The sequence below is a fragment of the Paenibacillus tyrphae genome (assembly GCF_000722545.1).
GTDB classification, from domain to species: domain Bacteria; phylum Bacillota; class Bacilli; order Paenibacillales; family NBRC-103111; genus Paenibacillus_G; species Paenibacillus_G tyrfis.
The window spans coordinates 337,682-350,492 of sequence record NZ_JNVM01000004.1; the positions used below are offsets into that span (position 1 = coordinate 337,682).

Annotated in this window: 11 protein-coding genes; all 11 read left to right on the forward strand. The window is 54.6% G+C overall.

The window, feature by feature from the left end; all coding sequences use genetic code 11:
- The first annotated feature begins 151 nt into the window (after positions 1-151).
- The 11 genes from ET33_RS04940 to ET33_RS04990 all read left to right on the forward strand — a co-directional run bounded on the left by ET33_RS04940 (position 152) and on the right by ET33_RS04990 (position 12,738).
- Entirely contained in the window at positions 152-1,087 is a 936-nt protein-coding gene (locus tag ET33_RS04940) for an ABC transporter permease (protein WP_036677285.1), read from the forward strand.
- Positions 1,087-2,001: an ABC transporter permease gene (locus ET33_RS04945; RefSeq protein ID WP_036677288.1), complete on the forward strand. Its 915-nt coding sequence runs from the start codon at positions 1,087-1,089 to the stop codon at positions 1,999-2,001. Before ET33_RS04940 ends, ET33_RS04945 begins: the two co-directional genes overlap by 1 nt.
- Positions 2,002-2,017: 16 nt before the next feature.
- Positions 2,018-3,043: an ABC transporter ATP-binding protein gene (locus tag ET33_RS04950; protein ID WP_036677291.1), complete on the forward strand. Its 1,026-nt coding sequence runs from the start codon at positions 2,018-2,020 to the stop codon at positions 3,041-3,043.
- Positions 3,040-3,996 (forward strand): ABC transporter ATP-binding protein, encoded by a 957-nt coding sequence (locus tag ET33_RS04955; RefSeq protein ID WP_036677294.1) that lies wholly within the window; start codon positions 3,040-3,042, stop codon positions 3,994-3,996. The genes ET33_RS04950 and ET33_RS04955 overlap by 4 nt, the downstream gene beginning before the upstream one ends.
- A 167-nt stretch (positions 3,997-4,163) precedes the next feature.
- Positions 4,164-5,801, forward strand: coding sequence for a bacillithiol biosynthesis cysteine-adding enzyme BshC (bshC, locus tag ET33_RS04960; protein WP_036677298.1), 1,638 nt, complete (start codon positions 4,164-4,166; stop codon positions 5,799-5,801).
- Between the two features lie 38 nt (positions 5,802-5,839).
- Positions 5,840-7,105 (forward strand): adenosylhomocysteinase, encoded by a 1,266-nt coding sequence (locus ET33_RS04965; protein WP_036677300.1) that lies wholly within the window; start codon positions 5,840-5,842, stop codon positions 7,103-7,105.
- 163 nt (positions 7,106-7,268) lie between these two features.
- Complete coding sequence (locus tag ET33_RS04970; RefSeq protein ID WP_051775110.1) at positions 7,269-8,336, forward strand: DUF4349 domain-containing protein; 1,068 nt, start codon at positions 7,269-7,271, stop codon at positions 8,334-8,336.
- A gap of 117 nt (positions 8,337-8,453) precedes the next feature.
- A complete protein-coding gene (gene mraZ, locus ET33_RS04975; protein ID WP_010491914.1) occupies positions 8,454-8,891 on the forward strand; it encodes a division/cell wall cluster transcriptional repressor MraZ in 438 nt (145 codons plus the stop codon).
- A gap of 34 nt (positions 8,892-8,925) precedes the next feature.
- The gene (rsmH, locus tag ET33_RS04980; RefSeq protein ID WP_036677304.1) at positions 8,926-9,882 is read left to right on the forward strand and encodes a 16S rRNA (cytosine(1402)-N(4))-methyltransferase RsmH; all 957 of its coding nucleotides are present in this window, start codon (positions 8,926-8,928) and stop codon (positions 9,880-9,882) included.
- A gap of 13 nt (positions 9,883-9,895) precedes the next feature.
- Positions 9,896-10,324 carry a cell division protein FtsL gene (gene ftsL / locus ET33_RS04985; RefSeq protein ID WP_036677308.1) on the forward strand — a complete coding sequence of 143 codons (429 nt, stop codon included), beginning with the start codon at positions 9,896-9,898 and terminating at the stop codon, positions 10,322-10,324.
- 29 nt (positions 10,325-10,353) lie between these two features.
- A complete protein-coding gene (locus ET33_RS04990) occupies positions 10,354-12,738 on the forward strand; it encodes a penicillin-binding transpeptidase domain-containing protein (RefSeq protein WP_036677311.1) in 2,385 nt (794 codons plus the stop codon).
- Positions 12,739-12,811 lie beyond the last annotated feature (73 nt).

A 12,811-nucleotide genomic window follows, 5' to 3' on the forward strand; every position in this document is an offset into this window, starting at 1 on the left:
CTTGCCCTCTGTTCGGAGGAAGCGGAGCTGCTTCGCAAACATAGTCTTGCTTTGGAGCGGTCTATGCTTGCGAAGCAGTTCGGCTGTTTCCAATCGAGCCTTTTCGAGCCTTGCTGCTTGTCCTTGTTTGAATTAGTTCAGGAGGTGTGCCATGCTTCGCTATTTGCTGCGTCGTCTGGTTTATATGGTAATTACCTTGTGGTTGGTTGTTTCCTTCACATTCGTGTTGATGAAAAACTTGCCAGGGGATCCGTTCGGGGAAGATTCGCAAAAATTGACGATTGAGCAAAGAAAGCTGCTCTATGCTCAATATGGTTTGGATCAACCGATTTGGAAGCAGTACCTGAAATACATGAATAACGTACTCCATGGCGATTTGGGTGTGTCCTTCCAGTTCCCGACGCGCAAAGTCACGGACATTATTCATCAAGCGTTCCCGGCTTCGCTGGAGCTCGGCTTGTGGGCGCTCGCGATTGCCATTACGGTCGGATTGGTTCTCGGCACTATTGCTGCTTTGAATCATAACAAAGGCCTTGATGTCACAGCAATGTTTACGGCAATTGTCGGTATCTCGATTCCATCATTCGTTCTTGGGCCTTTGTTGTCTTATTTTGTCGGGGTGAAGTTAGGCTGGCTGCCGCCGGGGATGTGGACAGGGGCTTCATCCAGGATACTGCCTTCCATTGCTTTATCGTTCGGTACGATTGCCATCCTTGCCCGGCTCATGCGAACGTCTATGCTGGACGTGCTGAATCAGGACTATATCAAAACGGCGAAAGCCAAAGGTCTGTCCCAGTCGGCCATCGTATTTAAGCATACGATCCGTAATGCGATCCTTCCAGTTGTTACCGTGCTGGGTCCCGTATTTGTCGGTCTGATCACCGGTACGCTGATCGTAGAGCAAATTTTCGTCGTGCCGGGATTAGGGAAGCACTTTGTTCAATCGATTTATTCCAACGACTACACCATGATTACAGGATTGACCATTTTCTATGCGTTTATTCTTGTCATCGTGCTCTTTCTTACCGATGTTGTCTACGGTTTGATCGACCCGCGCATTCGTTTGGTTAAGGGAGGTAGCAAGTAATGCAGATGTCCAAAGACCTGTTCCAGCCGGTTGTCCGAGAGCAAGTCGGCCGGGAAGCTGTCGTCCGCCCTTCCATGAACTACTGGCAGGATGCGTGGAGAAGGCTTAAGAAAAACAAGCTGGCCATGTTCGGCATGACAACGCTTATCATCTTGATTTTGCTCGCTACGTTCGGACCGATTTTTTCGAGCCACGACTACGCGACGCAAAATTACGATATCAAAAACTTGCCGCCTTCCGGAGCGCACTGGTTCGGAACCGACGATTTCGGCCGCGACCTGTGGGTGCGCGTATGGTGGGGAACGCGGATTTCCATGGCAATCGGGATTATTGCCGCGCTGCTTGACCTCGTATTCGGCGTTATTTATGGTGGCGTTTCGGCCTACTACGGCGGCCGGGTGGACGATATCATGCAGCGTATTATCGAAATTATTCACTCCATCCCGTTTCTGCTGATCTCGATCTTGCTGATCATCGTTATCGGTCCGGGCTTCTTAACGATCATCATCGCTTATGCCATTACCGGCTGGGTGCCGATGGCGCGGCTGGTCCGCGGTCAAGTTCTGACTTTGAAGGAGCAAGAGTACGTGCTTGCGGCCAGAACGTTGGGCGCAGGAGGCGCGCGCATTATTTTTCGCCATTTGGTACCGAATGCGCTTAGCTTGATCATCGTGCAAATTACGTTTATCGTTCCTTCGGCTATTTTCGTCGAAGCGTTCCTGAGCTTTATCGGTCTCGGAATCCGCGTGCCGCTTGCTTCGCTCGGTTCGCTGTTGTCCGACGGTGCCAACTCGATTCGTTATTTCCCGCATCGGGTTATTTTCCCGACGATTGTTTTCAGCTTGATCCTGATGAGCTTCAACCTGCTCGGTGACGGCCTTCGCGATGCGCTCGATCCGAAGATGAGGAAGTAAGGAGGGTGCCAAAATCATGAGCAAAAATATATTGGAGGTTCGCGACCTCAAAGTATCGTTTCGCACCTATGCCGGTGAAGTGCAAGCCGTTCGCGGCGTTTCCTTCGACCTCAAAAAAGGGGAAGTGCTCGCCATCGTAGGCGAATCCGGCTGCGGCAAATCGGTTACGGCACAAACGATTATGCGGCTCATTCCGACGCCTCCGAGCATGATCAAGAGCGGATCGATCAAATTCGACGGTAAAACGGAAATTACCAAAATTTCAAATAAAGAAATGGAAAAAATCCGCGGCTCCGAAATGGGGATGATTTTCCAGGACCCGATGACTTCGCTTAACCCGACGATGACAATCGGGAAGCAAATCGCCGAAGGGCTCATTAAGCATCAGGGCTTAGGCGCAAGCGACGCACGGAAGCGTGCAGTCGAGATTTTGAAAATGGTCGGCATTTCCAACCCGGAAGGTCGAATCACCCAATATCCTCACGAATTTTCGGGTGGGATGCGTCAGCGTGTCATGATTGCGATCGCGCTTGCCTGCAATCCGAAACTGCTTATTGCCGACGAGCCGACAACGGCGCTTGACGTGACGATCCAGGCGCAAATTATCGAACTGATGAAGAAGCTGTCCGAGCAGACGGAATCATCGATTATCGTGATTACGCATGACCTCGGGGTCGTTGCGGAGATGGCGCAGCGCGTCATCGTCATGTACGCCGGCAAAGTCGTGGAGCAGGGCACCGTAGACGAGCTGTTTTACGATTCGAAACATCCGTATACATGGGGCTTGCTTCGTTCCGTTCCGCGTCTGGACCAGGACAAGGACGGCGAATTGGTGCCGATTCCGGGAACGCCGCCGGACTTGTTCGCCCCGCCGAAAGGCTGCGCTTTTGCAGCGCGTTGTCCTTACGCCATGAAAGCCTGTCTGGAAGTCGATCCTGAGCATACGAAGCTTTCCGAGACGCATTCGGCGGCCTGCTGGCTCCTGCATCCCGATGCGCCTAAAGTAGAGCGACCTGTAGAAGCTGGAGGTGCGGCACGATGAAGGGCAATCCGATTTTGGAAGTACGCGATTTGCAAAAACACTTTCACTTGGGCAGCGGCAAGACGTTAAAAGCCGTCGACAAGCTTAATATTTCGATCGCCAGCGGCGAAACGTTCGGCCTGGTAGGTGAATCCGGCTGCGGCAAGTCGACGGCCGGACGCACGATCATCCGGCTTTATGAAGCGACGGGCGGCGAAGTGCTGTTCAATGGCGAGAATGTGCATAAGCTGCGCGGAAACAAGCTGCAAGAGTTCCGCCGTCATATGCAGATGGTGTTCCAAGATCCGTACGCTTCCTTGAACCCGCGGATGACGGTTGGCAACATTATTGCCGAAGGACTCGACATTCATGGTCTTGCCGACGGCAAACAGCGCAAGCAGCGCGTCAGCGAGCTGCTTGATGCGGTAGGTCTGAACGAGGAGCATGCGAGCCGCTTCCCGCACGAATTTTCGGGCGGACAGCGTCAGCGGATCGGCATTGCCCGGGCGCTGGCGATCGAGCCTCAGTTCATCATCGCGGATGAGCCGATCTCCGCGCTGGACGTATCCGTTCAGGCGCAGGTCGTCAACCTCTTCAAGAAGCTGCAAAAAGAGCGCGGTTTGACCTACTTGTTCATCGCGCACGATCTTGCGATGGTGAAGCATATTTCCGACCGTATCGGCGTTATGTATCTCGGCAAGCTGGTCGAGGTAACGACTTCCGAGGAGCTGTATGCGAATCCGCTGCATCCTTACACGCAATCGCTGTTGTCCGCGATCCCGATTCCGGACCCGGAGGTGGAGCGTACACGCGAGCGGATCATTCTGGAAGGCGAAATTCCAAGTCCGCTGAACCCGCCAAGCGGTTGTCCGTTCCGTACCCGCTGCCCGAAGGCGATGCCGGAATGCGCGGCCAGCATGCCGGAGTTCAAGGAAGTCCAACCCGGTCACTTTACGGCCTGCCATTTATATTAACCTTGAAAGCCTCTGCATGTGCAGGGGCTTTTTAACTATAACGAAACGATCCATATCAGTTCCCCCCACCTTTTGACGATTTCCCGGATCACGTGTAAAATAGTAATGCTCATGTTATTTACAAACCAGAAGCAGCTTACATTTTAAAAGGAAGGGTGGCGGGCGGATTGCGGATAGAAATAATGCAGTGGGATTCCGGCCAACCTTTGGCAGGCGATTATTCGGACCGTTTCGAAAAAACAAGCGCGTTTTTCGATTACAATCCTTCAGATGCCGACTGTTGGGAGGCACGTGCGGCTTGGATCGACCGCGAGCGGATTCATGGAGCTGACCGCCAGCGGCTTGCGGAAACGCTGCGCCGGTTCAATGAACGGGCGGGGGCTTCGGCGGAAGCGCTTCGTTCGATCGAGCTGCTTAAGGATTCCCGTACGCTGTGTATCGTAGGAGGCCAACAGGCCAGTTTGTTTACCGGACCGCTGCTCGTTATATACAAGGCGATTACGCTGATTCGGGCGGCCCGCGAAGCTTCGGAGAAGCTGGGTCGGCCGGTGGTGCCGGTATTTTGGATTGCCGGGGAGGATCATGATTTTGACGAAGTGAACCATGTGACGGTTCTGACGGCGGATCAGCAGCTTCAGAAGATCAAGCTGCAGCATCCGACCGGCTTGCGCACCTCCGTCAGCCGGACGCCAATCTTGCCGGAGCAGTGGGGCGAGGCGTTGGCTGCCCTTGAGCAGACGCTTATGCCTACGGAGTTCAAGGACGGATTGGTGGAAGTGCTGCGTTCGTCGACCGACGGGGCCGTTTCTTTGACGGACAGCTTTGCGCGCCTTCTCTCCGCTTGGTTCGGCCGGGACGGGCTCGTGCTGGTCGATTCGGACGACCCGGAGCTGCGGGTGCTCGAAAGCCCGATGTTCCGTCAATTGACCGAGCAAAGCGGTTCGATTAACGAAGCGCTGCTGCGGGGGCAAGACAAGCTGCGGGCAGCGGGATATGTACCGCAGGCGGAGGTTTCCGACAACGGCGCGAACTTATTCGTCTTCGACGAACAAGGCGAGCGCATTCTGCTTTACGCGGACGGAGAGGGCGGCTACACGGACCGCAAGGGGGAACGCCGCTTCAGCCGGGAGCAGCTTTTGCAATGGGCGGAGGAGGCCCCGGAGCGGCTAAGCAACAACGTGATGACGCGGCCTTTGATGCAGGACTATTTGTTCCCCGTACTCGGAACTGTTTTGGGACCGTCTGAGATAGCTTATTGGGCTTTGACGCGCGAAGCGTTTCATACGGTGGGTATGCGGATGCCGATCGTTCTACCGCGTCTGGGCTTTACGCTTGTGGAAGGCACGATCCAGAAAAACATGCAGAAGTACGGGCTTGCCATCGACGATGCGCTATACCGCTTGGATGAGAAACAGCAGGCTTGGCTTCGGGAGCAGGACCAGCTTCAACTGGATGCTCGCTTTGCCGAGGTGAAAGAGCAATTTCGCGCCAGCTACGAGCCGTTGATTGGAGCGATAGCCGCTATCAATCCCGGATTGCAAAAATTAGGCGAAACGAATCTGGGGAAAATTATCGAGCAAATCGATTTCTTGCAGTACAAAGCGGATGACGGCCTTCGTTCGCAATACGAGGCGGGGCTCCGGCAATTTACCCGCATCGGGCTTTCCTTGCTGCCTGACGGCAAGCCGCAGGAGCGGGTGTACAATTCGCTGGCCTATTTGAACAAATACGGCGACGGTTGGATAAGGGAACTCGTAGAATTGTCTTTGCCACTGGACGGGAAGCATCGTATATGTTACATGTAATAACGTAGAGAATTCATGATCCAAGGAGGACGTTACCGATGGCAAATACGATCGACCGCAGCATTATCCGCGACATTGCGCTCGCGCCGGAAGGACATTTGAAGATCGATTGGGTGAACGCTCATATGCCGGTGCTTAACCGCATCCGCGAGCAATTCGAGAAGGAACAGCCGTTTAAAGGGCTGAAAGTCGCCATATCGCTTCACTTGGAAGCCAAAACAGCCTATTTGGCCAAAGTGGTTCAAGCCGGCGGAGCCCAAGTAACCATTTGCGGCAGCAATCCGCTGTCCACCCAGGACGACGTATGCGCGGCTTTGGTAGAGGACGGCATTACGGTATTTGCGAAGTATAACCCGGAGCCGAAGGAATACAAGGAGTTGTTGATCAAGACGCTTGAAACCGAGCCGGACTTGATCATTGACGACGGCGGAGATTTGGTGACCATTCTCCACTCCGAGCGCAAAGACCTGCTCAAAAACGTGCGCGGGGGCGCGGAAGAAACGACGACGGGCATCCTTCGCCTGAAATCGCTGGAGAAGGACGGCCAGCTCCAATTCCCGATGGTTGCGGTCAACGATGCATTCTGCAAATACTTGTTCGATAACCGTTACGGTACGGGCCAATCCGTTTGGGACGGCATTAACCGGACGACGAACCTTGTCGTTGCGGGGAAAACGGTCGTTGTTGTCGGCTACGGCTGGTGCGGCAAGGGCGTGGCAATGCGTGCCAAAGGGCTCGGCGCCAACGTCATCGTGACGGAAATCGACGCCATCAAAGCGGTAGAAGCTTACATGGACGGCTTTGCGGTTATGCCGATGAGCGAAGCGGCCAAGGTGGGCGATTTCTTCGTAACGGTAACGGGCAACCGGGACGTCATCCGCGGAGAGCATTACAAAGTCATGAAGGATGGAGCCATCCTGTCCAATGCCGGTCACTTCGACGTGGAAGTAAACAAACCGGAGCTGGAAGCCATGGCCGTATCCGTACGGACGGTTCGCCGCAACATCGAGGAGTACACGCTTCAAGACGGACGCAAATTTTACATTTTGGCTGAGGGACGTCTTGTCAACCTGGCCGCAGGCGACGGGCACCCGGCGGAAATCATGGACATGACGTTTGCGCTTCAGGCGATGTCCTTGAAATACGTGAACGAGAACTACAAGCAAATCGGCCGCAAGGTCGTCAACGTGCCTTACGAGCTGGATGAGCAGGTGGCCCGCTTCAAGCTGGCTTCGCTCGGCATCGGCATCGATACGCTGACCGAAGAGCAAAAAGCATACTTGGACAGTTGGGCGGAGCATTAATCCGCATCCGGCTATCGAATCTCCCTTTGATGCAGGAGCGTCAAGGGGGGATTTTTTTATTGGGGAATTGTAACAAAATTGAAACAATGGAAATCCTCCTCTCGTCTAGGGAATAACGCAGCGTTCAGAGGCTGTGGGATCAGACAAAGAAGGGGGAGGCAATATGCGAAAGATAGGGGAAGGGGCTGCGACGAAGCTGCGGCTGATACGTGGAGCCGGGACGGTTCTGCTGTTGGCCGGATGGCTTGCAGGCTGCAATGCGGTTTCAACGGACTCGGAGAAGCTGGCTGTCGGTGATCAGAAAATGGCGCAAAATAGCGGGACAAGCTCTGCCGGCCCAACCGGAGAGGCAGTTGATTCGAATGCAGTGAAGCCCGCCGCAGGCGCAAGCTTGACGGGGGAAAAGGCGCCCGAGACGCCGGAGCCATACAACCGCAAAATCATCTACAAAGCAGATTTGGTCATGCAGGTGGAAAAGTATCAAGAGGCGCAAGCGAAAATACAGGAGGTGGTCAAGCAGTCGGGCGGCTACATTTTGCAGTTCAACGAGAACGCTTCCGGTTCGGAAAAAAGCGGTACGTTCGTCATCAAGGTGCCGGCGACCGGCTTCCAATCGCTGTTGGCGCTGCTTGAACAGATTCAGCCGACGCTGCAAAAAAACTTACAGGGCCAGGATGTGACGGAGGAGTATGTCGATCTCGCCGCGCGTTTGAAGGCAAAGCAGGTCGTGGAGAGCCGGCTGATCGCTTTTATGGAAAAGGCTGTGAAGACCGACGAACTGCTTGCTTTCTCAAACGAGCTAGGTAAGGTTCAGGAAGAAATCGAGCGAATTAAAGGGCGTATGCGGTACTTGGAGCAAAACGTAGCCATGTCGACCATCGAGCTGAAGCTGACGCAAAAAAACAGCTCCGCCGAGGTTATTCAGGCTCGCGGTCAGGGGCCGCTAGGGCAGCGGGCGGCAGAAGCGCTGAACGGAAGCTTGGCGGTGCTGGGCTTCTTGCTTCAATGGGCGTTCGTTTTTTTGGCGGGAGCGCTGCCGGTGATTCTGCTGCTGATGTTGATCGGCATTCCCGTCTGGCTCCTGCGCAAACGGCGCAAGGAGAAGCTGGCGGACATTCGTGCGCGGCTGGCTGGGGATAACCCACCGTCGGAGGCGCGGCCGTCCGACCGTTTGTCCCTTCAAGAGCAAGCCGGGGAGAACGCGGAACCGCCTCAGGACAAAACGGAATAACCGAAAAAAATCCTGCGGTCGTCTATTGACGAAGCAGGATTTTTTGTTAACGTGCCGAATCATTACTGTACAAGTGGTGGAAAGTGGGGTAAAGTGGAGGAAAGGGGGTGGCGAGTGGTGTTCATGGGGGAATATCAGCATACCGTCGACGAAAAAGGCCGGATGATCGTGCCGGCCAAGTTTCGCGAAGCCCTGGGAACATCATTCATCGTCACTCGCGGCCTGGACCAATGTTTATTCGTTTATCCCATGAACGAGTGGGCGGTGCTGGAGCAGAAGCTCAAAGCGCTGCCGCTCATGAAGTCTGACGCTCGCGCCTTTACCCGGTTTTTTTTCTCCGGCGCCACCGAATGCGAGCTGGACAAGCAGGGCAGGGTCAACCTGCCGAACAATCTGATCGAGCACGCCAAGCTGGAGAAAGATTGCGTCGTTATCGGCGTTTCCAATCGGGTGGAGATTTGGAGCAAGTCGATCTGGGAAAACTACTTCCAGCAATCGGAGGAATCGTTCGCCGAAATTGCGGAGAAACTGGTCGATTTTAACTTTGATCTATAACCCCGGAATAAGCCGGTGTAGGAGGAACAGCGAGATGTTTCATCATGTGACTGTACTTAAGCAGGAAGCAGTGGAAGGATTACATATACAACCGGACGGCGTCTATGTCGATTGTACGCTTGGCGGAGCGGGGCACAGCTTCGAGATCGCTTCGCGTCTCGGACCGGAGGGCTTGCTTATCGCCTTCGATCAAGACGACGCGGCGCTTGCCAATGCTAGGGAGCGGCTCGCTCCGGTTATGGACCGGGTGAAGCTGATCCGTAGCAACTTTCGTTATTTGGAGCGCGAGCTTGCCCAAGTGCCGCGCGCTTTGAGAGACGGCCGTCCGCAGGTGGACGGGATTTTGTTCGATCTGGGCGTGTCGTCCCCGCAGCTCGATGAGGCAGACCGCGGCTTCAGCTACAATCATGACGCCGAACTGGACATGCGGATGGATCGGACGGCTCCGCTGACGGCGAGAGACATCATCAACGAATGGCCGGAGCAGGAGATTGCGCAAATTTTATTTGAGTACGGGGAAGAAAAGTTCTCGCGCCGCATCGCAGCGACAATAGCTGCCGCTCGCGCCAAGGCTCCGATCGAAACGACGGGACAGCTCGTCGACTTGATCAAAGAATCGATTCCCGCCGCGGCGAGGCGTACAGGTCCGCATCCGGCCAAGCGCAGCTTTCAGGCGCTGCGGATCGCCGTGAACGACGAGCTCGGCGCCTTCGAGGACGCGTTGGAGCAGTCCATCCGCTGTCTGGCCCCCGGAGGCCGGGCTGCGGTCATTACCTTTCATTCGCTCGAAGACCGGATATGTAAACAAACGTTTGCCAAATATGTAGCCAAATGCACGTGCCCGCCCGACTTTCCGATGTGCGTGTGTGGATCTGCCGGTATCGTTAAACTGGTGAACCGCAAGCCGATCGAAGCCGGAGCGGAAGAGCTCGAAGCGAATCCGCGCGCCCGCTCGGCCAAGCTGAGAATCGCGGAGAAACTGACGAACTGAGGGGGAAAGCATCTTGCCGGCTTATATCCAAGGGAATTTAGCAGTTGAGCAGCGGACCGAGAACAAAGTCAAAGTCAAGGAGACGAAAAAGATCGTATACCGGAACAAAACGTTGCCGGTACAAGAAAAGCTGCTCTATTTGTTTACGGTTGCCGTCTGCGTCGTCGTTGCGGGTGTCATCATCTGGCGTTATGCACAAATTTACGAGATAAGCTCCAGCATTCAAACCTTTGAGAAGAAAATTGCTAACCTGGAAGCGGAGAACAGCATTCTTAAGCAAAAGGTAGACGCGCTCTCCGACCATCAGCGTCTTGAGGAAGAAGCCCGCAGCCGCGGCTACAGCGTAGCCGATCCGAATCAGACGAAGCCGCCGGGAACAGGAAAGACGTCGGGGTCCTCAGGGCAAAGCGTCGCTTCCAAAAAAACAAAGGATCAACCCTGATCTGTCCGTTGGAATAGGGAGGATATACGATGACAAAAAAGGTAAAATTGCGTTCGTTAATCATCGGAGGGGGATTCACCCTCCTTTTTGTTGTTCTGATAACCCGTGTCTATTGGGTTCAAATCGTTGAAGGCGCCAAATTGGTCACGGAGGTTAAAGAAAATCAGTGGTCGAAGGAGAAGGTCATTCAGCCGGTCCGCGGCAGTATTTTGGACCGGAACGGCAAGGTGCTTGCGGAAGATTCCCCGGCGTTCACGCTGGCTCTGGTTCCCCGGACGATTAAAGATAACAACAATCAGGAAGAAGTTGTAAAAGGTCTGGCGGCGATTCTGGCGCCTTCCGGCGATCCGGCCAGCGTCTCGGCGCTGGAAGACAAAATACGCAAGCGTTTTGAAGCCAAGCGGGAATGGACGCTTACGGACCAGATCGAAATCCGCAACGAAGGCTGGAAGATCGACTCGGAGAAGGCCGATAAAATCACTCAACTTGTTAAAGATATGCAGGCCAAGCTTCCGAAAAAGAACACGCCGATCGGTATTGTACTGCTGCCTGAGATTAAGAGGTTTTACCCGGCAGGCCAGCTTGCTGCCCATCTGATCGGCTACAGTAATAAAGAAGGCAAGCCGGTGATGGGGATCGAAGTGCAGCTCGACAACTATTTGAAAGGCGTTCCGGGCTTTCTGAATTACGAGAAAGACCGCTATGGCGTCGAGTTGACGGGTTCGAAGAGCCGGTATCAGCCTGCGGTGAACGGCAGCAACGTACAGCTGACCATCGATAAAAACATTCAATTTTACATCGAGAACGCGCTGCAGAAGACGTACGACAAGTGGCATCCGAAAAGCCTTACCGCGATCGCGGTCGATCCGAAGACAATGGAAATTCTTGGACTTGCGAACATGCCGACGTTCAACCCGAACAAATACGGCGAAACGAAAAATCAATCGGATTTCATCAATCATGCCGTCGCCTCGCAATATGAACCGGGCTCGACGTTCAAGATTGTTACCTTGGCGGCAGCGGTACAGGAAGGCGTGTTTTTTCCGGAAGACAAATATCAGTCCGGCAAAATCATCGTAGCGGACCGCGAGCTGCACGACCACAACGTTGTCGGTTGGGGTAGAATTTCGTACCTTGAGGGTCTGAAACGTTCAAGTAACGTAGCGTTCGTGAAGCTTGGTCTCGAGAAGCTTGGGCCGGATAAGCTGCGGCAGTATATTGATAATTTCGGATTCGGCGCCAAGACGGGCGTCGATATCCCCGGTGAAGTTGCGGGCCGGGTCAAAATGCAGTATGCGCCGGAGTACGCAACGGCGACCTACGGTCAAGGGTTAACCAGCACCATGATCCAGCAGACAGCGGCTTACGCTGCGATTGCGAATGGCGGCAAGCTGATGTGGCCGCATGTCATCAAGCAGATCACGAACCCGGATACGGGCGAAGTCGTCGAGAAGTACGACCCCAAGGTCATCCGTGAGGTCGTAACGCCGGAGACGGCAAAACAGGTTGGCGAATATTTGGAGCAGGTCGTGTCGGACCAGGAGAAAGGAACGGGACGCAAGGCATATATCGAGGGCTACCGGGTAGCAGGCAAGACCGGTACCGCGAACTTCGTGCAGCAGGGCCAAGTCAAATATGCTGAAGGACGATGGATGGTTTCCTTCATCGGCTACGCGCCTTTGGAGGACCCGCAAATATTGGTAGCGATTATGGCGGACGATCCCGATCTCGGCGGCAATTATCATTTGGGGAGCGATGTAACCGCCCCGGCTTTTAAAGAAATCGTATCGCAAACGCTGCGGTATTGGGGCATTGCGCCGAGCACCACCGTGCAGCAGATCTCCCAGCCGACGGAGAAAGCGCCGCAGGGCAAAATGCCAGATCTGACTGGCCAATCGTTGGATGATGCCAAATCAGCGATGAACAAGTTCGGCGTTTCCGTCGAGCCGATCGGTCAAGGACCGAAGGTTATCGCCCAATCTCCGCTGCCAGGTACCGAAATCGGCGGGGCGCAGCGAATGTATGTACTGATGCAGGAAGGCGAGGATGTTCCGGTGCCTAACTTGTCCGGGAAATCGCTTCGCGATGCGCTGGAGGTATGCTCCTTCCTCAAGGTGCGCTGCCAATCGACCGGCGAAGGATATGTGTCGGATCAAGCACTGGAAGGCTCCGGCGAATCCCGGGTGCTCACTCTGCAGCTGAAATCGTACAAAGAGCTGCTGGAAAATCCGGTGGCCAGCAAGACGGACAAATCGGATAAATCGGGCAAATCCGATAAAACGGCGAAGGCGGATTCGTCCTCGGCCAAGACGACGGGCGACAGCGGAAAGTCGGGCACAAGCAAGAAAAATACCGACTCCGTCAAGCAAACCGCCGACGGCGGGTCCAAAAAAACGGCATCGGCTCAGCCATAGCTTGTTCTAACCCCTGGTTGTCCTGAATAGGGATGATATGAAACGATTCTCTTTCAGGAAGGGGAAGGAGCGG